Raw genomic sequence first — 23,808 nt, forward strand, 5'->3', positions numbered from 1 at the left:
CAAGGGACGAGGAGACGGCGGATGCGCTGCCCGTTTTGCGGAAATATCGACACTCAGGTCAAAGATTCACGCCCGGCAGAGGATCACGTCGCGATCCGCAGGCGCCGGTTCTGCCCGGCCTGTGGCGGACGGTTTACCACCTATGAACGCGTCCAGTTGCGCGATCTGGTAGTGATCAAGACCAACGGCAAGCGCGAGGATTTCGACCGCGATAAGCTTGAACGTTCAATCCGCATTTCGATGCAGAAACGACCTATTGATCCGGATCGCATCGACCAGATGATTTCCGGCATCGTGCGACGTCTGGAAAGCATGGGCGAAACCGATATCCCATCCAGCAAGATCGGCGAGATCGTCATGGAAGCTCTGGCGCGGATCGATACCGTGGCCTATGTTCGCTTTGCGAGTGTGTACAAGAATTTCCAGGCGGCCGATGACTTCGAGGAGTTTGTCCACGAACTGCGCCCGCCGCAGCCTTCGACGGACGAGTGAGCGAAACTGATAAGCGATATATGGCGCTGGCCCTGTCACTGGGGCAGCGTGGTCAGGGGACGTGTTGGCCCAACCCGTCCGTTGGCTGCGTGATCGTGCGCGACGACCGTATCGTGGGGCGCGGCTGGACCCAGCCTGGCGGCCGACCGCATGGTGAGACGCAGGCACTGGCGCAAGCCCAAGGCGCGGCGCGCGGGGCGACGGCCTATGTCTCGCTTGAGCCGTGTTCGCATCATGGTCAGACGCCACCCTGCGCCGAGGCGCTGATCGAGGCGGGTGTGGCCCGTGTCGTCTCGGCGATCGAAGACAGCGATCCGCGTGTTGCGGGGCAGGGGTTTGCGATGTTGCGCGAGGCCGGGATCGAGGTCACAACCGGCGTTCTGGCCGAACAGGCCGCCCGCGACCATGCGGGCTTTTTCCTGAAAACCGAGCAGGGGCGTCCGTTTGTCACGCTGAAACTGGCCAGCAGTTTCGACGGGCGTATTGCCACAGCCAGCGGTCACAGCCAGTGGATCACCGGACCACAGGCGCGGCGCGCCGTGCACGGCATGCGGGCTCGCCACGACGCGGTCATGATAGGGGCGGGAACAGCACGCGCCGATGATCCGTCGCTGACGGTGCGCGATCTGGGCATCGACGCACAGCCCGTGCGGGTCGTGGTTTCGCGCCATCTGGACATTCCGCTTTTGGGCCAGTTGGCGCGCACCGCCGCCGATATTCCGGTCTGGCTGTGCCACGGCCCATCGCCTGACGCAGAACGCGCGCGGGCGTGGGAAGGGCTGGGCGCGCGGTTGATTCCGTGTGCCCTGGACGACCACCAGATCGACGCCGCCGATCTGTTGCAACAACTGGGACATGCAGGGCTGACCCGGGTGTTCTGCGAAGGCGGCTCGGCGCTTGCGGCGTCACTGTTGCGCGAGGACCTTGTGGACGAGTTGGTGGGATTCAGCGCTGGCCTGACGATTGGGGCCGAAGGGCTGCCTGCGGTCGGGACCCTGAAGCTGGACGACCTGAACGCCGCGCCCCGCTTCGAACTGATTGAAAACCGGACCGTTGGGCCGGATGTTCTGCATCGCTGGGCCAGAGCCTTGCGTTAACCGCGACGCCAAAGACCCGCCCGGGACGCAAAGATACCCTGCAACTTTGACAGCAACCGAATAGCGGGCCCGCCGCCGCCATCATACCCCTCGGCCAGCCGCTGCAACGCAACCTCGACCGGGCAGGGCTGGCCCGTAACCGGGTCCAGATATCTGGGATAATCGATCAGTGCCGCATGGACCAGCCCCAGCAATGACGGCCGCGCGCCACGCCGTGCCGGAACCGTTCCAAGATCCTTCGTCAATCCCCAGCCGGCATAGAAGGGCGCGCCGAGCGTCGTGACGGAAACACCTCGCAGCAGCGCTTCGAACCCTAGCAGCGATGTCATGGTCCAGACCTCCTGAACCTGCGACAGCAGCGCGGCCGGATCGGTGTCGGTGGCGATGACATCCGCAAGCCCGTCGCTTTGAACATCGCCCTCGCGCAGACCGGCCTCGACATCCGGATGAGGTTTGTAGATCAATACCGCGTTTGGATTGGCTTCGCGGGCTGCGCGCAGCAAATCGGTGTTGGTGCGCACCGTTGTGGTCCCCAGAAGGATCGACGCGTCATCTTCGACCTGTCCCGGAACCAGAATGCGATGCCCGGCAGGCAATTCAGGGGCCGCACCACCGGTATTGTACTTGCTGATATGGCCGGAAACGATCTGGTCCACCAGTCGCTCGGCCCGCAATTCCTGGTCCGGGCGCAGGGTTTCGCGGGCGGTGATCATCTCCTCCAACTGGCTTGGATGCGTCGGGTCGTAATAGATGCCCAACTCGTCCGTTGCCAGTGACAGCGGCGGAATCAGGCGGGCGCCAAGCCCACGGGACCGCAGGAAGCCATCCTCGACCCGGACGGCGTGTTCGGCATCGCGTGCGTGGCTGGCCCAGACCATGTGTGGCCGGTCTGAACCTTCCGGCGGACCCGCCGTAAACCTGACCTTTTTTTGTCGCCCGAACATCTGTTGCAGGTGCTTCCGCTTCCACAACCGCATGCCCGAGGCTGTCCATCCCTTGTAGTTCTGACGCCAGGCACGCGTCTGCGCCTCAAGCGTGTCCAGAATGGTTTCCAGCTCGCACAATTGATCTCGGTAAGGGTCGTACCACGTGGGGTAAAGGATCATGGCCGCGGCGAACAATTGCACCCGTGTCAGATTGCGTTGGCGGCGCGGGATCGGAGTTTCATCCTGCGTAAGCCCCCAGCTGGCATAGAAGGGCTGACCAAACACCCGCGGCTTGTGTCCGGCCAAGATGGCCTCGAACCCCAGTTGCGAGGACAGGGTGTAAACCGCCACCGCGCCCTCTAGCACGGACCAGGGGCTGATCGGGTCGCTCAGAAATGAAACCCGGTCCGACAAGTCCTGCGCCGAGAAATACCCCTGACGATGCCCTGCAATCGTTTCCGGATGGGTTTTGATGAGGATACGGGCACCGGGGTTTTCCTCCTGCGCGATGATCAGCATTTCATGGAACCGCGCCGGATCGCCCTTGCTGGCGGTCACGGACGCATCGTCAAGCGCCTGATCAATTACCAGAACATAGCCGGGGTCAGGTGGGGGAGCCGCCGGATCGAAGGCCGAGTACTTGGACAGATGCAGTTCGCGCATTCTGTCGATGGCGTACCGGGCCCGGTTCAAAAGCGCGGTGTCATCCAGCGGGTGAGAGGCGAGCAGGTTTTCAAGATCGGATGGCGTGTCAGGGTCGAAATGCACGCCGCTTCGATCCAGCAGAAGGCCCAAGGGGCCTTCTCCGCTTCGCCCCGGATGCAGCGATCGAAGAAATGCGTCCTCGACCCGCAGAACGGGTGCGTTGCGACTGGCCGCGATTTTTCGACCACGATGGGCAGTGGGGCTGTTCCCCCAAATCCCGACGACGTCGCCGTCTTGGGGCAGGCCAAGGCGAATGTCGTACCCGTTCAGCGAAAGGATACGGCGAACGCGACTTTGTGTGAGGAAACCGCCGTTGTAGACAAACAGCCGGGTGCGCTCGGCCCCGGCTGTTGTTTCGGGTTGCATCAGTTGCCCGTCAGCGTGGCGACATTGGCAAGTGGGGTCAGGCCGCCGGCGATCAGCGAGATGGACTTGCTCCACTGTGCATAAGGGGCTTCGGTCACATAGATCGTGTCGTCATCGCGGATGACAAAATCCCGCGCAATGAACAGCCCGTTGGGCGCGGTGAGGTTCAGCAAGTAGATCATGCGCTGATCCCCCTGCAGGTCCGCACGGCCCATGACGCTGCGCGCTATGTCCTGCGTTTCTTTCCGCAGGACGAAAATACCAGTCGGATCGGATGACAGCGACTGCAGCCCGCCAACTTGTGCCAGAGCTTCCAGCGCGGACAGGTCCTGAGTGTCAAACGCCACGCGGGATTGGCCCCCGGTTGCGCCAAGGGCCACGTAGGACCGGCTGTCCGCCTCAACCAATATGCGGTCACCGCCGCGCAGGGCGACGTCCAGCTTGGGATTGCGGAACAGGTCCTCGTACCAGACCGTACCTTTTTCGGTTCCCCTGATCAGGGTCACAAGTGCTATGTCCGAGCCGACAGAAACGCCGCCTGCCTGCGACAGCATACCCGTCAGGGTGCGTGTCGGCCGTTCGATCGGGTAGATGCCGGGCGCGCTGATCGTTCCGGTCAGAGAAACGGTTGATCCATCTCCGGCGACGCGGCGCACTTCGACCTGTGGGTCTGGGGTCTGATCCTGTAGCTCGCTGGTGATCAGCTGGCGCAGTTGTTCCGGCGTATTGCCCGCAGCACGGATGCGACCGGCATAGGGCACGAAGATGAACCCTTCGCTGTCCACCTGAACCTGTTCCAGCGCTGTGGCCGAGCTCAGCTCACCCGACAGCAGACCATCATCGACATTTTCCCAGATCGTCAGGCCCAGAACGTCACCGGCACGGACCGTGTCTGCGGTCAGGCTTTGCGCGCTGCTGAATACGGACGAAAAGCCGAATTGCGGAACCGCCGAAGTGGCCTGCGCCACCCGATCGTCGACTTCGACAACAAAGGCATTGCCACCGTTTTCAACGGACCCCGCCAAAATCTCGGTTTTGTTGGGACCTGATTTGGGAAGCTGGCATCCGGCCAACAGGCCGAATGTGACCACAAGGGAAATCCTCCGTATCCATCGGATTGGAAAGCGTTGCACTGCCGGTTGTCCTCAGTCGTATTTGTTGTGGTCTTTTGTTTGTCGCAGGCTAAACGGTTCGCGCGCCGACTTCTAGCGTCAACCCGCCCGGCCTACTCAACGATTTTCAACTGTGGCGTCTGCGCCTCTTTGACGGACAGGACGGATTGATAGGGGTCCTGGTGGTTCAGCATCATATCCGCCACGTTCCGAAACAATTGGCGGCGACCTTTGTGCGAATAGAACCCACCGGGCACCTGGCTGGTTTGCAGAAGAAACCGGCGATAGCACTGATAGGCTTCCAGATCGGGGGGCATTGGGTTCGCGAAAAATTCGGCCAGCGGCTGGCGGGACACAAACTCGGGTTTGTCATAAACGGACTTGCCAAAGATACGCAGCGGGATACCGCGCCACAGAACCTGCTGCCCGGCGGTCGAGTTGATTGTGACAGCCGAATTCGCGTCATCCAGCAGACCGGCAAGCTTGCCGCCCGGGACATAGTGAACCCGATCCGCAATGCCATGCGCGCGGGCCATCTGACGCACGCGGCCGCGCAGGGGTTCGCGATGGTTCTCAAGAGGGTGTTCTTTGATCACCAGCCGATGATGCGCCGGTGCGCCCCGGGCAAAACCCTGGATCACCTGTTCCAGAAAATCCGACATGCAGGAGTAATTCGAATGGTACTGAACCGAGCTGTCATGCCCCAGTTGCAGCAGCGCCAGATGATAAGGATGGCCGCTCCTCTGCGCCCGTGCGGTTGCCCAGCGGCGTTGCAACCGGTGAAATGGCATCAGGGCCAGGCGCTTGAAATACAGTTTGAATTCCTTGGAAACCGGAAGCTCTCGGTGCGGGCGGAAATTGCGGTATTGTCCGTTCAGGAACATCACGAACCAATGATACAATGCGCCGTAGAAAATATGCTGACGCATATCCCCCCAATGTGACGGCGGCGGTGGCATCTGAGACGCGGACTGATCCAGCGCTTGCCGCATCTCGTCAACGCCCAGAGACATAAGGTGCGAGTTTCCGTTGGACCCGGTGCGTTCATAGGTGACCCACCAGGGGCGCAGATACCCTTCCTCGAATACATGGACCGAGATGCCCATTGCCTGCGCGATATCCACCGCTTGCGCGTGGACCGGGCGCGTATCACCGTAAAGCACGATATCCGTGACGCGTCGGTCGGCGATGAGCTCGCGCAGCCTTACCGGCCATTGCGTCGGTTCGTCGCGAAAGGGGATATAGCTTGATTTGTCGAACCAGAACGCCTGATCCCCGGCGTTAAAGCCAACGCGCCATATTTCGGCACCGGACAACCGCAGCATCCGTCCCAGCCCGCTGAAGAACGGGCCATGCGGTCCCTGCAGAAACAGGAACACACGGCGTTGCGGGCCTTTGACAAAGGATGACATCACTGCTGCTCGGGTCGTTTGTTCAGGAAATTATGCCTGTTTGTTTCTTTCCCGGCAAGGTGGGGCTTGCCCGCAGGGCTGCTTGGGCTTACCTCGGCGTAGGGCACTGGGCCAGATTAAGAACTAAGGGTTAGCGAGATGTTTACAGGGATCGTCACCGATATCGGAACCATAGCTGAGCTGGATCAGCAGGGCGATCTGCGGGCTCGGATCAGGACGGGCTATGATACGGGCGGCATAGATATCGGCGCCTCGATCGCCAGTGACGGTGTGTGCCTGACCGTGATTGCGCTGGGCGATGACTGGTATGACGTTCAGATCAGCGCCGAGACCGTTTCCAAGACCAATCTGGACAGCTGGCGGCTTGGCAAACGCGTCAATCTGGAACGGGCGCTGAAGGTCGGTGACGAACTGGGCGGGCATATCGTATCAGGTCATGTCGATTGCGTCGCCGAAGTGGTTGCGGTGCAGGACGAAGGCGACAGTACCCGCGTGACCCTGCGCGCGCCCAGGGACCTGGCCCGGTTCATCGCGCCGAAGGGTTCGGTCGCGCTGAACGGCACCTCGCTGACTGTCAACGATGTCAGCGGATGCGACTTCGGGATCAATTTCATCCCGCATACCAAAGAGGTGACCACCTGGGGCGATGTGGCCGTTGGCGATCGGGTCAATCTTGAGATCGACACGCTTGCCCGTTACGTCGCGCGGCTGGCTGAGATGTCATGACCGGCCTAATCAACGTCGCGTCCTGACCTGCCACTGCCGCATGCGGTCTGGTCTTTGAACGTTTGGTAGTCTATCCACCCGTTCAAACATGCTCTGAGAAAGGCTGCCTTATGAGCTTTGAAACCCCCGGACCCGTCGAAGCCGAGCTGCGAGATGCGATCAGTCCGATCGAAGAGATCATCGAAGAGGCGCGCAAAGGCCGGATGTACATTCTTGTCGATCACGAGGATCGAGAGAATGAGGGCGATCTGGTCATCGCGGCCGAGTTTGCCGATGCGCAGGCAATCAACTTCATGGCCACCCATGGCCGCGGCCTGATCTGTCTGCCGATGACGGCCGAACGGGTCGACAATTTGGGCTTGCCAATGATGGCCGTCAATAACTCGTCGCGCCATGAAACCGCGTTCACGGTGTCCATCGAGGCACGCGAGGGCGTGTCTACGGGTATCTCAGCCGCTGACCGTGCGTTGACCGTAGCGACCGCGATTAACGAGCAGAACACGATGGCGCATATCGCCACCCCCGGCCATATCTTTCCCCTGCGTGCCAAGCGTGGTGGGGTGCTGGTGCGCGCGGGCCATACCGAGGCCGCCGTGGATATCTCGCGGCTGGCCGGGCTGAATCCATCCGGCGTGATCTGCGAAATTATGAAGGCTGACGGCACCATGGCGCGTCTGCCCGATCTGGTGGCATTTGCCCAAGAGCACGACATGAAGATCGGCACCATCAGCGACCTGATCGCCTATCGGTCGCGCAATGACAATCTGGTGGTCGAGACTTCGCGGGAAACCGTTACGTCGGAATATGGCGGTGAGTGGGAAATGCGGATTTTCACCGACCAGACTCATGGCATTGAACATGTGGTCATGATCAAGGGCGACATCACCACGCCCGAACCGGTTCTGACCCGCACCCACGCCCTGCACGAAGCGCCGGACATTCTGGGCCTTGGTCCCAAATCGTCGCGCGAGCTGCCCCGCGCGATGGAAAAAATCGCCGAAGAGGGGCGTGGCGTGGTCTGCCTGTTCCGCCAACCGCGAAACTCGCTCTACGCGGCTGAGGACGAAGGCCCGCGCACCATCAAGCAAACCGGTCTGGGCGCGCAGATCCTGTCAAAGATGGGCGTACAGGAACTGGTACTTCTGACCGACTCGCCGGAAACCGTTTACCTCGGGCTCGACGCCTTTGGCCTGTCCATCGTCGGGACCCGCTCGATTCTCAAGGAAGACTGATCGTGGCTGAACAAGACAAACATGGCGTGCTTCCAACGCCGACTTTCGACAAACCGGTCAAACTGCTGATCGTGGTGGCTCCGTTCTATCGCGCCATCGCCGACAATCTGGTTGCCGGCGCAAAAGCCGAGATCGAAGCAGCAGGCGGCACCTGCGAAGTGGCCGAGGTGCCCGGTGCGCTGGAAATCCCGACCGCCATCGCCATGGCCGACCGTCAGTGTAACTTCGACGGCTATGTCGCGCTGGGCTGCGTTATCCGGGGTGAGACCACGCATTACGAAACCGTCTGCAACAACTCCAGCCGCGCCATTCAGTTGATGGGCTTGCAGGGCCTGTGCATCGGCAACGGTATCCTGACCGTCGAGAATGACGATCAGGCCGAAGTCCGCGCAAATCCTGAAAAGATGAATAAAGGCGGTGGCGCGGCCGCTGCGGCCTTGCATCTGATCGCGCTCAGCCGTAAGTGGGGCGCTTCGAAAAAGGGCGTCGGCTTCAAGCCCCCGTCCGAGTCCATCCTTGTGGCGGGCGACAGCAACGGACCCACGACAGTATGACCCAGACAGACGCGCCGAAACCGGCCAACCAGAAACGCCTGATGAAATCCGCCGCCCGGCTCTATGCCGTGCAGGCGCTGTTCCAGATGGAGCAGTCGGGCCAGACGACCGAACAGGTTGTGAACGAGTTTCTGGACCACCGGTTTGGCGCTGTCTATGAAGGCGAAGAGATGCTGGACGGCGATATCCGCATGTTCCGCAAACTGGTCGAGGACGCGGTGAACTATCAGGCGCCGATTGATCAGATGACCGACCGTGCCCTGGTTGCCAAATGGCCGATTGCGCGCATCGATCCGACATTGCGCGCGGCCTTCCGCGCCGCCGGTGCGGAACTGACTCAATCCGACACGCCGCCCAAGGTGGTCATCACCGAGTTCGTCGATGTCGCGCGCGCATTCTTCCCGGAAGGCAAAGAGCCGAAATTCGTCAACGCCGTGCTGGACCACATGGCGCGCGAGGCCAACCCCGAGGCGTTCTGACGCCTTTACCGCGGACCGGTACGCGCTAGACTGATGGTCAGAGCGCAGGGAGGCCCGCCATGCCCAGACTGATCCGGCTGTATATCACTCAGGTTGCACTGGGATTTGTCATCTCGGCTGTTTTTGTCGGAGTGTTGCTGGCGCTGAACGTGGCCAACCTGCGGGGTCTGATCACCGGTTCTGATATGGGCCTGATTGCTCTGTTGATGATCTGGTTCATGAACGGAATCGTATTTGCCGGGGTGCAGTTCGCTTATGCCATCATGAGCATGGCAGAAAAGCCGGGCGGTCCGCGCCGTGGCTCGCCCGTCGTGCACAGCTTTGAACCTGCTGTTGCCCGTCAGGACGCGCCGAAGGCAAGGTAAAATCCATTCAGAAAATGTGGCGGGACCGCCAGTCAACCGTGCGGTGTGATTCCCGAGGACCTGTATGTACAGGTGGGCGCCAGGTAATCAGGCCAGGACCTGAACAGAGCCAGCCCCCTCGGAATTGCTTAAGGCCACCAGAATGCTACCTGTCACAAGAAGGGCAGAACCCGCCACGCGCCTAAGTAGGGGTTGCAGCGGGTTTGCACAAGGGGTCAGGCATCAACAGTTTCGTGCAAAGCCGCCCGCATCTTGCCGAAATGCTCGTCCCAGCCCTTGTCCAGCGCCAGGATCATCCCAAAGGCTTCGGCCCCCTGCGGCAGCCCTTCGTGCAGCAAACCCAGTCTGGTCCCGCCCGCAACGGGTTCCAGCGTCCATTTGACCACGCTGACAGCGTCGCCCATCGGCTTCACCGTAAACGTATATTCCAGATATTCCGGCGGCCGGGCAACGCGGACCTCGCCCCAGATCAGAAGGTCGCCGCTGGAGGTCCCGAACATTTCCAGTTTCTGACCGGTGGCCAAAGGGCGTTCAGGTTTGTGAAACCACTCTGCCAACCGGTCCGGTTGGGTCAGATAGTCCCAGACGGTTTCCGGCTCAGCCCGCAGAAAGATCGTTTTTTGCAGAACAGAATTCGTCATTTCTCATTCCTTTCAATGGCTTCTTTCAGTTTATTCAGGCGGTCATCCCAGAACTGGTCGAAGTATCTGAGCCAGTCCAGAACAGGTGCCATACCCTTGGGTTCCAGCCGGTTGATGCGTTCGCGCCCGCGTGGCTCGACCGTTATTAGGCCGCCATCCGACAATACCGTCAGGTGCTTTTTCACCGCCGCACGGGTCATGTCGAACTGATCCGTCAACTGGGCGATGGTCATGTCCCGGGACGCAAGCATCTGAACGATGTCCCGCCGGGTCGGGTCGGCCAGCGCTCGAAACGCGTTTTGGGTTTGGGTCTGCATAAGTCACCCCGTTTATGATACCGTTTGGTGTTATAACTAATGCAATACCAAACGGTATCATGTCAAGCGTGACGCGACACTTGATTTTTGTTCACGAATTGTTCACATTCCGGCAATGACATTGGATTTGCAGCCCGGTCAAAAGCTTGCGCGCGGCGTGTCGCGCCATTTGTTGACGCATGGCTTTGTATCTGTTGAAGAGTTCGTGCCGGCGCGCGGTCTGCGCGTCGATGTCATGGGGCTGGGCCCAAAGGGCGAGTTGTGGGTGATCGAATGCAAATCCAGCAGGGCGGATTATCAGTCCGATTCCAAATGGCACGGCTATCTGGAATGGTGCGACAGGTTCTTCTGGGCCGTCGATACGGATTTTCCAACGGACCTGCTGCCCGATGAAACCGGCCTGATCATTGCAGATGCCTATGATGCCGAGATTGTGCGCATGGCGCCCGAGGACAAGATCGCCCCGGCGCGGCGCAAGAAAATGATCCAGAAGTTTGCAACCGATGCAGCCCGCAGGCTTCAGGCCCTGCGTGATCCGAGGATCTGATATATCAGGGCGTGACCGCGCGTGCGGCCTGCGCCGCGGCGCGAATTTCGTCCGCGATCTCTTCGGCTTCTTCAGGGTCGAAATCCATCGGAACCTCGACGCCGTCTGCTTCGATGAACAGCCGTACCATGCCGTGATCGGTGGGGCCGATCTGCAGGTTGGCCTGAATGTCGCGTTCGGTATTGATGCCCATGTTCGCCTCCGGGACTGAGCGTTCGTGCTAACGCGCAAAGGGTTGAGAATCAAGCTGCCTTTGCGGTCAGATACGGTATGGATGACGTATTGATCAGGCCCTTTCACGCGACCGACGCGCCTTGGCTGGTTGAACAGCACGGCAGGCTTTATGAGCGCGACGAGGGGTTCGATGCCACCTTTGCGCCCCTTGTCGCACGTATTCTTGATGACTTTGTGGCATCGCATGATCCGGCACGCGAAAGGGGGTGGATCGCCGAACGGGCCGGCCAAAGGCTGGGCAGCATCTTCTGTGTTGCGCTGGACGATGAAACGGCAAAGCTGCGCCTGTTTCTGCTGATGCCCGAGGTCCGTGGACAGGGTCTGGGAAGACCTATGCTGGATACCTGCATGGGGTTCGCGCGCAGTGCCGGGTATCGGCAAATGAAGCTGTGGACCCACGAAAGCCACAGGGCGGCGTGCGCGCTGTACAAAGCCAATGGATGGCACCTGACGGGCAGCAAGGATGTCCATTCCTTTGGCGTTGATCTTGTCGAACAAAGCTGGGAAATTCGGCTTTAATCCTCTTGCATTCCCCGGGCGCGTTCGGTAAATCGCCCCTCACGAGTGCCGCCTTAGCTCAGTTGGTTAGAGCGCTGGATTGTGGATCCAGAGGTCCCCTGTTCAAGCCAGGGAGGCGGTACCATCTCTCCAAATTCAAGCCGATGTCAAAGCCGTCTTTTCGGACCAATATTCTTGTGCCCGAAACTGAAAACGGGCCTGCATTGGCAAGCCCGTTTGGTCACCGAATGAATTGCTCAGCGCGCCAGATTCAGGCGGAAACGCATCTTGGACCTTTGTGCGGTCGGCAGATGCCGGTTGAGTCGCTTGTTCACAGCGCCGAACCCCCAGACGATCAACAGTGTCAGCATGATGAAGTAGAAGGCCAGAATCGGATAGGGAACGAACGGGTTGAACGTTTTGTCCGCAAAGTAGCTGGCGTAATACAGCGCGTCGCCGCGTTGCTGCCAGGCCGGGAAAGCCGAGAAGAACACCAGCGTGGTGGCCTGGAACAGAAAGATCGCCTCATTCGTGTAGGCGGGCCAGGCCAGACGCAGCATGGTGGGCCAGATGACGCGGCGGAACCGGGACCAGCCGGACATGCCATAGGCGTCCGCGGCCTCGATATCGCCCTTGGGAATCGACCGTAGAGCGCCATAGAAGATTTCCCCGGAATAGGCGGCCGTGTTCAGAAACAGAACGATCAGGGCGCCCAGCCAGGCCGATGTGAAAGCATCGAACATCGGATAGGTCTTCTTGAGCGACAGGAAGAGGAAATAGGCAAAGAAGAACTGGATGAACAGCGGCGAGCCGCGGAAGATAAAGATGAACCACTCGGCCGGTTTGCGCAGCCATTTGTTGGGGGATGCCTTGCCGACGGCAAGCGCGGTGGCCAGAAAGAAGCCAACCGTCATTGCCATGATCCCGAAATAGACGTTCCAGATCATGCCCGACCCGATCAGGGTGAACTGTTCGCACAGGGTAAAATCGGTCTTCGGCAACAGCCGTTCCCCGAAACCGATCGAGCGGAGGCCATAGTCCTGAATGGTTTGCAAGCAGCTCATGCCGTGGTCTCCTTGCGCAATAGTTCTCCGCCTGCGGTGGCCTGGCCATGGGACAGGCGGCGCATCAGCCTCTCAAGCCCGATTTCCGACACGCGCGTCATGCCAAGGTAAAAGGCCAGCAGGAACAGGAAGTACCACATACGCCAGTCGCCATGCGGGTAGGCGGTGAACTTGGAGGTCTTGGTGCCGCCCAGTTCGCGCGCCCAATAGACGATATCCTCGACCCCCAGCAGGAACAGAAGCGGCGTGGCCTTGATAAGCACCATCCACAGGTTCGACAAGCCGGGCAGGGCATAGACCCACATCTGAGGCACCAGAACGCGCCAGAATGTCTGGCGGCCGGTCATGCCGTAAGCCTCGGCCGTTTCCAGTTGGGCGTGCGGGACAGCGCGCATTCCGCCGAACAGGACGTTTGCGGCAAAAGCACCGAAAACGATGGAAAAGGTGATGACGGCAAGAAAGAAACCATATGTCTCGTGCACCCATTCGGGCGCGGTGCCCAGCGGCAGCTTGGCGGCCTGACAGACCAGAAAATCGTTGCCCTGCCGGATCGGGTCGGTCCAGTCGGGGCACAGAACCTTATGGCGCGTCCATTCGAACGCCTGATCCAGCGCGATCACGAAGAACAGGAAGAATGCGATGTCCGGGACGCCGCGCACAATGGCGATATAGGCTTTGCCAAGCCAACTGAGCGGCGGGAAATGCGAGCGGGCCGCCATGGCCCCGGCAAACCCGAAACTCAGCGCGACCGGCGCGGTAATGGCCAGCAGCGCCAGAACCTTCACGAAGGACAGATAGAACGACCAATGCACACCGTTGGTCAGATAGCAGGAAAACCAGCGGAACGTACCGAGCGTGTCAGGGTCAGCGCAATAGGAAAACATCGGGCGTCTTTCGAACGTCAGGCCCGGCGCATGGCCGGGGTGGTCCGGCGCACAAAGCGCGCCGGACCTTTGGGTAGTATTAGTTGGTGATGACCGACCCGTCAGTGCCGTAGGTGGCGATGCCTTCACCGAACCACTTGACCAGCATCTCATTCAGGGTGCCATCGGCCTTCATCGAGGTGATCGCCTCGTCGAATTTGCCGCGCAGCTCACCGTCGCTTTCACGCAGGCCCATGCCAACGCCACCGCCCAGCGGAACCGGGTCGCCGATAAAGACCAGCTCGCCACCGGATTCCTCGACCAGCGGGACCAGATAGTCACGGTCGGCCAGAACCGCATCGGCTTCGCCGTTGCGGACGGCTGCGATGGTTTCTTCCGGGGTTGCGAACTCGACCAGAGTTGCGCCGGATTCGGCCACGTGGCCGGCCTGAATGGTTGCAGTCTGCGCCGCGACGACACCGCCGGTCACATCAGCCGCGTCCGAGGTCGCGACATAGGCCGAGGCCGTCGGCGGGTAATAGTCCTGGGTAAAGTCGATAACCTCGTCACGCTCGTCGGTGATCGACATGCCGGCGATGATGGTGTCGTAGTTGCCGGACACCAGGTTCGGGATGATCGAATCCCAGTCGTTCTTGACCCATTCGCATTCCAGACCGGCGCGTTTGCACAGCTCGTCTCCGACCTCACGCTCGAACCCGTCGATCTCGCCGGAATCGTTGATGAAGTTATACGGAGGGTAGGCGCCCTCGGTGCCCATGCGAACGGTGTCCGCCATGGCCATGCCGGCGGTCAGCGCCAGTGCTGCAGTGGTCAGAATCAGGTTTTTCATTGGTTACTCCCCAGTTTGGTTCTGTCCTGAATTTATGCCGCCTTGGTGGCGGAGAGAAAGCCCTGAAGTCGTGTTGATTCAGGGGTCGTGAAGATATCTTCGGGCAGGCCTTCTTCTTCGATGAGGCCCTGATGCAGAAAAACGACATGGCTGGATATATCGGCGGCCATTTTCATGTCATGGGTCACGATGATCATGGTGCGCCCCTCGGCGGCCAGATCCTTGATCACCCTGATCACTTCCTGTTCCAGTTCCGGGTCCAGTGCCGAGGTGGGTTCGTCGAACAGCAGCGCCTCGGGCTCCATGCACAGGCCGCGCGCGATGGCGGCGCGCTGCTGCTGGCCACCGGACAATTGCGCCGGGTAGACGTCGCATTTGTCGCCGATGCCGACCTTTTCCAGATACTTGCGGGCGCTGTCCTCAACCTCGTCCCTGTCGCGGCCCAGTACGGTCACCGGCGCCTCCATCACGTTTTGCAGGATGGTCATGTGGGCCCAAAGGTTGAATTGCTGAAACACCATCGACAGGTTCGTGCGGATGCGCAGCACCTGTTTGGGGTCTGCAGGGCGGCGATGATGGCCATTGCCGGACCAGCGTACCGGCTCGCCCTTGAACAGAATCTCACCTTCCTGGCTGTCTTCCAGCAGGTTGCAACACCGCAGCAGGGTGGACTTGCCCGAGCCGGAAGACCCGATCAATGACACCACGTCCCCGCGTTTGGCGGTAATATCCACCCCTTTCAGCACTTCCAGATTGCCGAAACTTTTATGGAGGTTCTTGATCTCGATAACGGGAGTGGAATCTGTCACGGGTGGTCCAGGTGTTATTGGTGTTGGTGCGGTACTAGGGCTTAAAAATCTGAGCAATGCAATGCGCAATTGACGCGTTCGGGCCCCGAAACCGTCAAATTGACCAGACGTTCTGGTCAATTTGATCAGGGATTGGGCAAATTTGCCTCAGTTTGGGGTGGGTTGGGGACTGCTAGATATTCGGTTGCCGGAATGTCGATCAGGCCGCTAATATGCAACAGGTCCCGATCCTTGCGCGACAGGTCCGCAATCGCCGCGCGAACGGCCCTGTCTATGGCCCGCGCATCCTGCCCGATTGCCGTAATGAAGGGCAGGGCAGGTGTGGGAACCGTGGCGTCAACTTCGCGCAATACGGTGCCCAGATCGGTATGCTCCTTCAGGAATTCCCAGCTCAACGCATCCAGCGAGGCAAAGTCGGCCCGCCGGTCGGCAACCGCTTGCGCCGACAGGGCATGACCGCCGGTTTGCAGCAATGCGCCGGGGCGCAGGCTGCGCTGGTTCAGGTGTACGATCGGAGCCGCCCAACCGGATTGCGACAGGGCCTCGTTATAGGCGAACGTTTCGGTCGCCAGTTGCGACAGGTCGCGCGCGTCGTCCCTATGGGCAACAATGACCGAGCGATAATGGCCCGGTGGGCATCCGGGTAGCCCGTGATCCGGCGTGCCAACCAGTTGTACTTTCCCATGCAGACGTGTCCGGTAGGGCATGCCACAGGTCTGGGCAAAGACAAGCTCTGGGCTCAACCAGACGTCCCAAACATCGGCGTCGCGGGTCAGCTGATCGGGACCATGGCCAAGATGTCCGCGAATCAAGTCCCAGAACCGATCATTGGCAGGCCGAAGCGCGGGCATGTCGTACATGCCCAGCATCGCGATCACGATTTGGCAGCCTTTTGGCGGGCCAGGGCGGAATCCACATCGCTGACGCCCAGAAGGCTGACCACAAGCCTGAGCAGCGAATCCTCTTCACCCGTGCGATGCCCGTCGGCAAGCGCCACCGACCACAGCGCCTGCACCACGGCAAGGCGGTCTTCATAGGCCACGGCCTCTTTGATGGCGCGGGTAAAACGAACGGTATCCGGCGCTTCGGCCTCCAGGTCTTCGGCCCGGGCGCGCAGGGCGGCGGCTTCGAAGGGCGACAGGCCGAACCGCTCGGCCGATATCCGGTCGATTTGGGCCATCTCGCTGTCGGCATAGTCGTTATCTGACCGCGCAATGCGCACCAGCAGGGCGGTCAAGGCCAGACGGGCATCTTCATCGACAAGCGGATCGGGTTTGGGCTGTGTAAGCCGGGACAGGAAATCGCTGAACATGGTGTCAGATATAGATGGCGTCTAACGCTCTTCCAAGCGCCTTTGCACGCGCGCACGCGCGGCCTGACTGTCATTGAAGCTTAGTCCCATGGCGGCGCGCGCCTCTTCCACGATCTTGATTTCACCTTCATCCGAGTTGCCGTCGGCCAGAACAACCTCCCAAAGGGCGTCCAGAGCGGCCAGTCGTTCGTGCAGGTCTGTGGTTTCGCGGATCAGCTTGCCGAACGTGTCGGTTTCGGGGGCGGCGGCGTGCAGCTTTTCGCAGGTGGCGCGAACCTTGGCGGCCTCGATCGCGTTATGCTGGTAGAGCCGCGCGAGGATGCGGTCGATCAGGCTGATTTCTTCGATCTTGTAGTCGCGATCCGCCTGAGCCACGCGCACCATCAGGGCACCCAGCGCAAGTTCGGCGTCCGGGTCGGGCAGATTGTCGTGTTGCGGCGGGCGGAAAGCCTGAAAAAACTTCTTCAACATGGGCTGAGGTTATTCCAAATTTTGTGGCCCGCCAAGCGTGGACTACCGGTTGCAAGCGCAATGATCACAAGCCCGCCGGTCAAGGCAAGAACCTGCTGAAATACAACCCTTTTTGGCGCGCGATCAACTGGATTGAAGCGCCTGTTTCGCCTGTTCCTGCAACCACCCCAGCATCTGCTGATAGGGGACGGGCCCATAGCTGATCCGCGCGACGCCAAGTGACGCCAGCGTTGCGGTGTCCGGCGTGCCGGGCAGGGCGATGATATTGACCGGCAAGTCGGTCGATTTGCACAGCCGGGCGATCATGCCCTCGTCCTTCAGGCCGGGAGCAAAGAACCCGCTGGCCCCGGCGTCGGCATAAGCCCTAGCGCGCGCGATGGCGTCATCCAGCATCGCCTCATCATGGGTTTCGGGCTGGGCTTTCAGGAAGATGTCGGTGCGGGCATTGATGAAGGCCGGAACCCCCGCGGCATCACATCCTTCCCGCATGGCGGCAACGCGTGCTGCCTGTGTTTCCGTGTCATAAAGATCAATTGTGCCAACGACTTGATCTTCGAAATTAAAGCCGACAACCCCGGTTTCAAGCGCAAGCTGCACGTTGGTGGCAATTCCCAGAACGTCCCCGGCATAGGCCCCTTCGAAGTCCAGCGAAACCGGAAGATCAACCGCCGAGACGATCCGCCGGGCATTGTCCAGGGCCGCGTCCAGGGGGATGTTCTGACCGTCCGAATATCCCTGCGCCATCGCAACTGGGGCGCTGCCGGTGGCAACGGCTTGCGCGCCAGCGTCGCGTACAGCGCCCGCGCTGCCCGGATCCCAGATATTGTACAGAATAACCGGTGCGCCCTTCTTATGCAGGGCCGCAAAGGTTTCCGCTTTGGTGATCTGATTGGCCATGGCCGGTCTCCTGTCGCTGGTTTGCCGACAGTTAACCGTGTAAACGACCGGCGCGTACAGGTTTTTTCGCACCGGCCGTCACAAAGCAGTGACCGTCGGGCGTCAAACCAGACGCGAGCTGTCTTTCGCGGCGCGCACAAAGTCGCGGAACAGGGGGTGCGGGTCAAATGGCTTGGACTTGAGTTCCGGGTGATATTGCACACCGATGAACCACGGATGATCTGACCATTCGACGATTTCCGGCAACCGGCCATCCGGGGACATGCCCGAGAAGTTCAGGCCCGCTTTTTCCAGCTTTTCCCGGTATTTGATGTCGACCTCGTACCGGTGACGGTGGCGTTCTTCGATATTTGTGCCGCCGTAAACTTCGGCAACCTTCGATCCTTCGGCCAGAACTGCGTTATAGGCTCCCAGACGCATGGTGCCGCCCTTGTCGTCGCCGACCTTGCGTTCAACCTTGTGGTTGCCCTGCACCCATTCCTTCAGGTGGTAGACAACCGGTTCGAAACGCCTTTTCCCGGCTTCGTGGTCGAATTCCTCGGACCCTGCTTCGGCGATGCCGGCGGCGTTTCGGGCCGCCTCGATCACCGCCATCTGCATGCCCAGACAGATACCCAGATAGGGAACCTTGTGTTCACGTGCGTATTGCGCCGCTTTGATCTTGCCCTCTGTGCCGCGCTCTCCGAACCCGCCGGGCACGAGGATGGCGTGGAAGCCCTCCAGATGTGGTGCGGCGTCTTCTGTGTCGAAAACCTCGGCGTCGACCCATTCGACCTTGACCTTTACGCGGTTGGCCATGCCGCCATGGGTCAGCGCCTCGGCGATGGATTTATATGCGTCTTCAAGTTGAGTGTACTTGCCGACGATTGCGACCTTCACTTCGCCCTCGGCGTTGTGGATGCGGTCGCTGACGTCTTCCCATTTTGTCAGATCTGGCTTGGGCGCCGGGCTGATCTGGAACGCGTCCAGAACCGCCTGATCCAGCCCTTCGCGGTGATAGGCCAGCGGGGCGTCGTAAATCGTCGAAAGATCCTGCGCCGCAATAACGCTGTCAGGGCGCACGTTACAGAACAGGGCCAGCTTCTCGCGTTCCTTGGTCGGGATTGGCCCTTCGGACCGACAGACCAGAATGTCGGGGGCAAGGCCGATCGAGCGCAGTTCTTTGACCGAGTGCTGGGTCGGCTTGGTTTTCAACTCGCCGGAGGCTTTGATGTAGGGCAGCAGCGTCAGGTGCATGAACATACACTGACCGCGTGGCTTGTCCTGGCTGAACTGACGGATGGCTTCAAAGAAGGGCAGGCCCTCGATATCGCCGACGGTGCCGCCGATCTCACAAAGCATGAAATCAACCTCATCCTCGCCAATGGCGATGAAATCCTTGATCTCGTTGGTGACGTGCGGGATCACCTGAATGGTCTTGCCGAGGTAATCGCCGCGGCGTTCCTTCTCCAGCACATTGGAATAAATTCGGCCCGAGCTGACCGAGTCTGTCTTACGCGCAGCTACGCCGGTGAAGCGTTCATAATGGCCAAGGTCCAGGTCGGTCTCGGCCCCGTCATCGGTGACGAAAACTTCGCCATGCTCAAACGGCGACATCGTACCCGGATCGACGTTCAGATAGGGGTCAAGCTTGCGCAGGCGGACCGAATATCCCCGGGCCTGCAACAGCGCGCCCAGAGCCGCCGAAGCCAGTCCTTTGCCCAAGGACGAAACCACACCACCAGTGATGAAAATAAAACGCGCCATGTTTTTCGGCTGCTCCCGTGAGACGTCATAATAGGCTGCCCGGCGGCTTCGAAAAACCGCTGCATCACGGGACTTCACGTATAAAGGATTCGCGCCAATAGCGCAAGAGAACCGCAAGATGCTGTTGCAGCTCTCTTTCAGATTTCTAGGTTTTGTGGATCAGTTGGCCTGCGGGATCAGCGGCGCGTTGTCGCCCTGTGCCGGAGGCAGCAGATCATCCGCCGATGGAACCGCCGGTGTGCTTTCCTCAACCGGTGCCGGGGCCGGAACGCCCAGACGGTCAATAACCGAACTGCCCGAAGATTTCTGCGCCGCCAAAATCGTCAGCGTGATCGAAGTCACGATAAAGCACGCAGCCAGAATCCAGGTGACTTTACCCAGCGCGGTCGCTGCCGCGCGGCCTGTCATGGCACCGCCGCCGCCGCCCATACCAAGGCCACCGCCTTCGGACCGCTGCATCAGAACAACGGCGATCAGGCCTAAAGCCAAAAGAAGGTGGATGATGAGAACGACGTTTTCCATGGTGGTCCTGTACAGCGTGGCGTGTATCGCGTGGTACTTATGCAAGTTTGTCGCCGGGGGCAAGGGAGGAGTTGGCATCACAGATGGTGATGTGACGGATCACGGCAAAGGGACTGGACAGGCGGGCAGATGGTAACGCAGGCTGCGGCGCATGCCCCATGACGATCACGACCACCCGCACGCCCATTTGCCGCCTGAACCCGCGCTCCGGGTCAAGGCGCTTGAAACGATTCTGACGCGCAAAGGGCTGATCGACCCGGCCGCGCTGGACGAGATTATCGACACGTACCAGAACAGGATCGGCCCCAAAAACGGCGCCAGAGTTGTAGCCAAAGCCTGGCGCGATCCCGTGTTCAAACAGGCTCTGCTGACGGATGCAACGGCGGTGGTTTCCGATCTCGGCTTCTACGGCCGGCAAGGGGAACACATCGTCGCTGTCGAGAATACGCCCCAACAGCACAATATGGTCGTGTGCACGCTGTGCAGTTGCTATCCGTGGCCACTGCTGGGGATTCCTCCGGGCTGGTACAAATCCGACGCCTATCGCGCCCGCGCGGTGCGCGAGCCGCGCAGGGTTCTGGCCGAGTTCGGAGTAGTACTGCCCGCCGACACCGCCGTGCGCGTGTGGGATTCGACAGCCGAAATTCGCTATCTGGTTGTGCCGATGCGCCCGGAGGGCAGTGAAGGTCTGGCCGAGGATGACCTTGCCGCACTGGTCACCCGCGACAGCATGATCGGAACCGGATTGCCCGGGATGCCCGCATGACCCGCGTGCACGATATGGGCGGGCGATTTGGTGACGGGCCGGTGATCCCGGACGCGGAAGACAGCCCGGTTTTTGCCGAAGATTGGCATGGGCGGGCATTGGCGGTGACGCTGGCGGCCGGGTTTCTGGGGCAATGGAACATAGACATGTCGCGCCACGCGCGCGAGGAATTGTCGCCGAAAGACTACGCGCGGTTCTCCTACTATGAAAAGTGGATTTCCGGTCTGGCCGATCTTCTGGTGAGCAAAGGTGTTCTGACAATTGAAGACCTGTCAGGACAGGGCACGGATGAAGCGCACCCGCTGGCATCACGAGCGTTGAAGGCGGAAAAAGTGTCCGCAGCGCTGGCCAGGGGCGGGCCTGCCGACCGGCCTTCGGAAATTTCGGCTGAATATGAGGTGGGCCAATCGGTTCGCACGGTGCGCCCGGTCGCCAACCGCCTTGTGACGGGCGGGCATACACGGCTTCCTGTCTACGCCGCCGGTGCAAAAGGGCGCATCCTGCGATTGCACGGTTCACATGTTCTGCCCGATTCCAGCGCGCACGGGCTGGGTGAGGCGCCCGAACCATTATACGCGGTTGCTTTTCCGGCCTCTGAACTTTGGGCCGATCCCGAGCATCCTGCTGATGAGGTGGTTCTGGATCTTTGGCAAAGTTATCTGGAGCCCGTATGACCGCCGGTTCCTCTCATACGCCCCCTAAACCGGTATTTGCCGAGCCCTGGCACGCGCAGGTCTTTGCCGTCACGGTTGCATTGAACGAAGCGGGTCGGTTCGGGTGGCCGGACTGGACCGAACGGTTTTCCCGAACCCTCAAACGTCGCGGGCTGAAGCGAGCATTGGACGGTGGTGACGACTATTTCCTGGCCTGGCTGGAAACACTCGAAGCGCTGCTGACCGAAAAGGGCGAAGCGACACAGGAAGACATAGTCAGTTTCAGAAACGCGTGGGAGCGGTCTTACCTGTCAACACCGCATGGCCAACCGGTTCGCCTGACGGCACTTTAATTACGGGGGCGCTGCCCCCGCCGCCCGTTCCGGGCGACTCCCCCGAGGTATTTTTGGCCAGATGAAACAGGGGATCCGTGCTTCATCTGGCTTCAAATACCTCCGCCGGAGGCATCGCGCGGCAGCGCGATTTCAGGATGCGGCGAAATATCGGTTTCCCTGTCGTCTGAGCCTCGTTATACGAGCCGGGTTTGATAACTCAGCGCAAAAGGACCGGATATGGCCAATGTGGTTGTTGTCGGCGCCCAATGGGGTGACGAAGGAAAAGGCAAGATCGTCGACTGGCTCAGCGAGCGGGCAGATGTGATCGCGCGTTTTCAGGGCGGGCACAACGCGGGCCACACTTTGGTTATCGACGGCGAAGTCTATAAACTGCACGCATTGCCCTCAGGTGTCGTGCGCGGCGGTAAGCTGAGCGTCATTGGCAACGGCGTTGTTCTGGATCCGTGGCACCTGATAAAGGAAATTGGCACCATTCAGGCGCAAGGCGTGGAAATTTCGCCCGAGACGCTGATGATTGCAGAAAATACACCCTTGATCCTGCCGATCCATGGCGAACTGGATCGTGCGCGCGAAGAGGCTGCAAGCAAGGGCACCAAGATCGGCACCACCGGGCGGGGCATTGGTCCGGCCTACGAGGACAAGGTCGGTCGCCGTTCCGTACGCGTGGCGGATCTGGCGGACGCAGCGACCCTTGAGGCCCGCGTGGATCGCGCGCTGCAACACCACGACCCTCTGCGCAAGGGACTGGGCATTGAACCCGTAGATCGGGACGCGCTGATTGCACAGTTGAAAGAGATCGCTCCGCAAGTCCTGCCGTTTGCGGCCCCAGTTTGGAAAGTTCTGAACGAAAAGCGCAAGGCCGGTAAGCGTATTTTGTTCGAAGGCGCGCAAGGCGCGCTGCTGGATATTGATTTCGGCACTTATCCGTTTGTAACTTCGTCCAATGTCATCGCCGGTCAGGCAGCCACGGGTGTTGGCATTGGTCCGGGGTCGATTGACTTCGTTCTGGGGATTGTCAAAGCCTACACGACCCGCGTGGGTGAGGGGCCGTTTCCAACCGAGCTCGACGACGCTGACGGCCAGCGTCTTGGCGAGCGTGGTCATGAGTTCGGAACCACCACCGGTCGCAAGCGCCGCTGTGGCTGGTTCGACGCCTGCCTTGTGCGCCAAACCTGCGCGACAAGTGGTGTGAATGGTATCTCGTTGACAAAGCTGGACGTTCTGGATGGGTTCGAGACGCTGAAAATCTGCGTCGGGTATGAACTGGACAGTGAACGCCTGGACTACCTGCCCACTGCTGCCGACCAACAGGCGCGCTGCAAGCCCATCTACGAAGAAATGCCCGGGTGGAGCGAATCCACCGAAGGTGCGCGCAGCTGGGCGGATTTGCCTGCAAATGCCATCAAATATGTACGCCGGGTCGAGGAACTGATCGAGTGTCCGGTTGCCCTTTTGTCCACCAGCCCGGAGCGGGACGACACCATTCTGGTGACCGACCCGTTTGCTGACTGATGGGTGACAACGGGAAATCCGGCCTCAGCTACAAAGCGCGTCGTCGTTGGTCGATGGTGCTGTTGCTGATTGGGCTGCCGGTTTACATTGTTGCGGTGGTGACGGTTGTCAATTGGCTCGACCGCCCACCCATCTGGCTGGAGCTGCTTGTCTATATCGGTCTGGGCGTTCTGTGGGCGTTGCCGTTCAAGTTCGTTTTCAAGGGCGTCGGCAAGGAAGATCCGGACCAACCGCCGGAATAGACGTGATTTGGCGGAACGCCTTACGCAAACTCCGTTCTTTTG

30 protein-coding genes and 1 tRNA gene are annotated in these 23,808 nt (G+C 60.4%); 15 read left to right on the forward strand and 16 right to left on the reverse strand.

Annotated features, from left to right (window positions below):
- Window positions 1-21 precede the first annotated feature (21 nt).
- Both nrdR and ribD read left to right on the forward strand, forming a co-directional pair.
- Window positions 22-492 (forward strand): transcriptional regulator NrdR, encoded by a 471-nt coding sequence (nrdR, locus tag ACXAC3_RS10520; protein WP_005983889.1) that lies wholly within the window; start codon window positions 22-24, stop codon window positions 490-492.
- Window positions 489-1,589 carry a bifunctional diaminohydroxyphosphoribosylaminopyrimidine deaminase/5-amino-6-(5-phosphoribosylamino)uracil reductase RibD gene (gene ribD, locus ACXAC3_RS10525; RefSeq protein WP_475159544.1) on the forward strand — a complete coding sequence of 367 codons (1,101 nt, stop codon included), beginning with the start codon at window positions 489-491 and terminating at the stop codon, window positions 1,587-1,589. Before nrdR ends, ribD begins: the two co-directional genes overlap by 4 nt.
- Here ribD and ACXAC3_RS10530 read toward each other — a convergent pair.
- The 3 genes from ACXAC3_RS10530 to ACXAC3_RS10540 all read right to left on the reverse strand — a co-directional run bounded on the left by ACXAC3_RS10530 (window position 1,586) and on the right by ACXAC3_RS10540 (window position 6,110).
- Window positions 1,586-3,586, reverse strand: a complete 2,001-nt coding sequence (locus tag ACXAC3_RS10530) for a capsular polysaccharide biosynthesis protein (protein ID WP_475159546.1) — start codon at window positions 3,584-3,586, stop codon at window positions 1,586-1,588. The genes ribD and ACXAC3_RS10530 overlap by 4 nt on opposite strands.
- The gene (locus ACXAC3_RS10535) at window positions 3,586-4,719 is read right to left on the reverse strand and encodes a polysaccharide biosynthesis/export family protein (RefSeq protein ID WP_475159547.1); all 1,134 of its coding nucleotides are present in this window, start codon (window positions 4,717-4,719) and stop codon (window positions 3,586-3,588) included. Before ACXAC3_RS10535 ends, ACXAC3_RS10530 begins: the two co-directional genes overlap by 1 nt.
- 92 nt (window positions 4,720-4,811) lie before the next feature.
- Window positions 4,812-6,110 (reverse strand): capsule biosynthesis protein, encoded by a 1,299-nt coding sequence (locus ACXAC3_RS10540; protein ID WP_475159549.1) that lies wholly within the window; start codon window positions 6,108-6,110, stop codon window positions 4,812-4,814.
- 138 nt (window positions 6,111-6,248) lie between these two features.
- On the opposite strand from ACXAC3_RS10540, the gene ACXAC3_RS10545 reads away from it, so the two are divergent.
- The 5 genes from ACXAC3_RS10545 to ACXAC3_RS10565 all read left to right on the forward strand — a co-directional run bounded on the left by ACXAC3_RS10545 (window position 6,249) and on the right by ACXAC3_RS10565 (window position 9,466).
- The gene (locus tag ACXAC3_RS10545) at window positions 6,249-6,836 is read left to right on the forward strand and encodes a riboflavin synthase (RefSeq protein WP_475159551.1); all 588 of its coding nucleotides are present in this window, start codon (window positions 6,249-6,251) and stop codon (window positions 6,834-6,836) included.
- 110 nt (window positions 6,837-6,946) lie between these two features.
- Window positions 6,947-8,068, forward strand: coding sequence for a 3,4-dihydroxy-2-butanone-4-phosphate synthase (gene ribB, locus ACXAC3_RS10550; RefSeq protein WP_475159553.1), 1,122 nt, complete (start codon window positions 6,947-6,949; stop codon window positions 8,066-8,068).
- Window positions 8,069-8,070: 2 nt separating this feature from the next.
- Entirely contained in the window at window positions 8,071-8,622 is a 552-nt protein-coding gene (locus ACXAC3_RS10555) for a 6,7-dimethyl-8-ribityllumazine synthase (protein WP_475159555.1), read from the forward strand.
- Window positions 8,619-9,101 carry a transcription antitermination factor NusB gene (gene nusB / locus ACXAC3_RS10560; protein WP_475159558.1) on the forward strand — a complete coding sequence of 161 codons (483 nt, stop codon included), beginning with the start codon at window positions 8,619-8,621 and terminating at the stop codon, window positions 9,099-9,101. The genes ACXAC3_RS10555 and nusB overlap by 4 nt, the downstream gene beginning before the upstream one ends.
- A 59-nt stretch (window positions 9,102-9,160) precedes the next feature.
- The gene (locus tag ACXAC3_RS10565; protein WP_475159560.1) at window positions 9,161-9,466 is read left to right on the forward strand and encodes a hypothetical protein; all 306 of its coding nucleotides are present in this window, start codon (window positions 9,161-9,163) and stop codon (window positions 9,464-9,466) included.
- Window positions 9,467-9,681: 215 nt separating this feature from the next.
- Here ACXAC3_RS10565 and ACXAC3_RS10570 read toward each other — a convergent pair whose 3' ends face one another.
- Both ACXAC3_RS10570 and ACXAC3_RS10575 read right to left on the reverse strand, forming a co-directional pair.
- Window positions 9,682-10,107 carry an SRPBCC family protein gene (locus ACXAC3_RS10570; RefSeq protein WP_475159561.1) on the reverse strand — a complete coding sequence of 142 codons (426 nt, stop codon included), beginning with the start codon at window positions 10,105-10,107 and terminating at the stop codon, window positions 9,682-9,684.
- Window positions 10,104-10,424 carry an ArsR/SmtB family transcription factor gene (locus ACXAC3_RS10575; protein ID WP_475159563.1) on the reverse strand — a complete coding sequence of 107 codons (321 nt, stop codon included), beginning with the start codon at window positions 10,422-10,424 and terminating at the stop codon, window positions 10,104-10,106. The genes ACXAC3_RS10570 and ACXAC3_RS10575 overlap by 4 nt, the downstream gene beginning before the upstream one ends.
- A gap of 115 nt (window positions 10,425-10,539) precedes the next feature.
- Between ACXAC3_RS10575 and ACXAC3_RS10580 the strand changes: the two genes are divergently transcribed.
- Window positions 10,540-10,971, forward strand: a complete 432-nt coding sequence (locus ACXAC3_RS10580; protein ID WP_475159566.1) for an MmcB family DNA repair protein — start codon at window positions 10,540-10,542, stop codon at window positions 10,969-10,971.
- Between the two features lie 4 nt (window positions 10,972-10,975).
- Here ACXAC3_RS10580 and ACXAC3_RS10585 read toward each other — a convergent pair whose 3' ends face one another.
- The gene (locus tag ACXAC3_RS10585) at window positions 10,976-11,164 is read right to left on the reverse strand and encodes a DUF6324 family protein (protein ID WP_475159568.1); all 189 of its coding nucleotides are present in this window, start codon (window positions 11,162-11,164) and stop codon (window positions 10,976-10,978) included.
- A 77-nt stretch (window positions 11,165-11,241) separates the two neighbouring features.
- Here ACXAC3_RS10585 and ACXAC3_RS10590 point away from each other — a divergent pair, with 77 nt between their 5' ends.
- The gene (locus ACXAC3_RS10590) at window positions 11,242-11,724 is read left to right on the forward strand and encodes an N-acetyltransferase family protein (RefSeq protein WP_475159569.1); all 483 of its coding nucleotides are present in this window, start codon (window positions 11,242-11,244) and stop codon (window positions 11,722-11,724) included.
- Between the two features lie 47 nt (window positions 11,725-11,771).
- Window positions 11,772-11,848, forward strand: a tRNA-His gene (locus tag ACXAC3_RS10595).
- A 112-nt stretch (window positions 11,849-11,960) separates the two neighbouring features.
- On the opposite strand, the gene ACXAC3_RS10600 is transcribed toward ACXAC3_RS10595, so the two are convergent.
- The 10 genes from ACXAC3_RS10600 to secG all read right to left on the reverse strand — a co-directional run bounded on the left by ACXAC3_RS10600 (window position 11,961) and on the right by secG (window position 20,237).
- Window positions 11,961-12,767: an ABC transporter permease gene (locus ACXAC3_RS10600; RefSeq protein ID WP_475159572.1), complete on the reverse strand. Its 807-nt coding sequence runs from the start codon at window positions 12,765-12,767 to the stop codon at window positions 11,961-11,963.
- Entirely contained in the window at window positions 12,764-13,651 is an 888-nt protein-coding gene (locus ACXAC3_RS10605; RefSeq protein ID WP_475159575.1) for an ABC transporter permease, read from the reverse strand. Before ACXAC3_RS10605 ends, ACXAC3_RS10600 begins: the two co-directional genes overlap by 4 nt.
- Before the next feature lie 79 nt (window positions 13,652-13,730).
- Entirely contained in the window at window positions 13,731-14,480 is a 750-nt protein-coding gene (locus ACXAC3_RS10610; protein ID WP_475159576.1) for a transporter substrate-binding domain-containing protein, read from the reverse strand.
- 32 nt (window positions 14,481-14,512) lie between these two features.
- Entirely contained in the window at window positions 14,513-15,289 is a 777-nt protein-coding gene (locus ACXAC3_RS10615; RefSeq protein WP_475159578.1) for an ABC transporter ATP-binding protein, read from the reverse strand.
- A gap of 125 nt (window positions 15,290-15,414) precedes the next feature.
- Window positions 15,415-16,167, reverse strand: coding sequence for a phosphate/phosphite/phosphonate ABC transporter substrate-binding protein (locus tag ACXAC3_RS10620; protein WP_475159580.1), 753 nt, complete (start codon window positions 16,165-16,167; stop codon window positions 15,415-15,417).
- Window positions 16,164-16,601, reverse strand: a complete 438-nt coding sequence (locus tag ACXAC3_RS10625) for a tellurite resistance TerB family protein (protein WP_475159584.1) — start codon at window positions 16,599-16,601, stop codon at window positions 16,164-16,166. Before ACXAC3_RS10625 ends, ACXAC3_RS10620 begins: the two co-directional genes overlap by 4 nt.
- Window positions 16,602-16,622: 21 nt before the next feature.
- Window positions 16,623-17,072 carry a tellurite resistance TerB family protein gene (locus ACXAC3_RS10630; RefSeq protein WP_475159587.1) on the reverse strand — a complete coding sequence of 150 codons (450 nt, stop codon included), beginning with the start codon at window positions 17,070-17,072 and terminating at the stop codon, window positions 16,623-16,625.
- 123 nt (window positions 17,073-17,195) lie between these two features.
- A complete protein-coding gene (locus ACXAC3_RS10635; protein ID WP_475159591.1) occupies window positions 17,196-17,969 on the reverse strand; it encodes an isocitrate lyase/PEP mutase family protein in 774 nt (257 codons plus the stop codon).
- 102 nt (window positions 17,970-18,071) lie between these two features.
- Complete coding sequence (locus tag ACXAC3_RS10640) at window positions 18,072-19,715, reverse strand: CTP synthase (RefSeq protein ID WP_475159594.1); 1,644 nt, start codon at window positions 19,713-19,715, stop codon at window positions 18,072-18,074.
- A 159-nt stretch (window positions 19,716-19,874) separates the two neighbouring features.
- Window positions 19,875-20,237: a preprotein translocase subunit SecG gene (gene secG, locus ACXAC3_RS10645; RefSeq protein ID WP_475163407.1), complete on the reverse strand. Its 363-nt coding sequence runs from the start codon at window positions 20,235-20,237 to the stop codon at window positions 19,875-19,877.
- 151 nt (window positions 20,238-20,388) lie between these two features.
- Between secG and nthA the strand changes: the two genes are divergently transcribed.
- The 5 genes from nthA to ACXAC3_RS10670 all read left to right on the forward strand — a co-directional run bounded on the left by nthA (window position 20,389) and on the right by ACXAC3_RS10670 (window position 23,766).
- Entirely contained in the window at window positions 20,389-21,003 is a 615-nt protein-coding gene (nthA, locus tag ACXAC3_RS10650; RefSeq protein ID WP_475159597.1) for a nitrile hydratase subunit alpha, read from the forward strand.
- Window positions 21,000-21,677: a nitrile hydratase subunit beta gene (gene nthB, locus ACXAC3_RS10655; protein ID WP_475159600.1), complete on the forward strand. Its 678-nt coding sequence runs from the start codon at window positions 21,000-21,002 to the stop codon at window positions 21,675-21,677. The genes nthA and nthB overlap by 4 nt, the downstream gene beginning before the upstream one ends.
- Window positions 21,674-22,009 (forward strand): nitrile hydratase accessory protein, encoded by a 336-nt coding sequence (locus tag ACXAC3_RS10660; RefSeq protein WP_475159602.1) that lies wholly within the window; start codon window positions 21,674-21,676, stop codon window positions 22,007-22,009. Before nthB ends, ACXAC3_RS10660 begins: the two co-directional genes overlap by 4 nt.
- A gap of 219 nt (window positions 22,010-22,228) precedes the next feature.
- Window positions 22,229-23,524, forward strand: coding sequence for an adenylosuccinate synthase (locus tag ACXAC3_RS10665; protein WP_475159604.1), 1,296 nt, complete (start codon window positions 22,229-22,231; stop codon window positions 23,522-23,524).
- Window positions 23,524-23,766, forward strand: a complete 243-nt coding sequence (locus tag ACXAC3_RS10670; protein WP_475159606.1) for a DUF2842 domain-containing protein — start codon at window positions 23,524-23,526, stop codon at window positions 23,764-23,766. The genes ACXAC3_RS10665 and ACXAC3_RS10670 overlap by 1 nt, the downstream gene beginning before the upstream one ends.
- Window positions 23,767-23,808: the final 42 nt, after the last annotated feature.

The sequence above is a fragment of the Ruegeria sp. ABV4_181 genome (assembly GCF_056158465.1).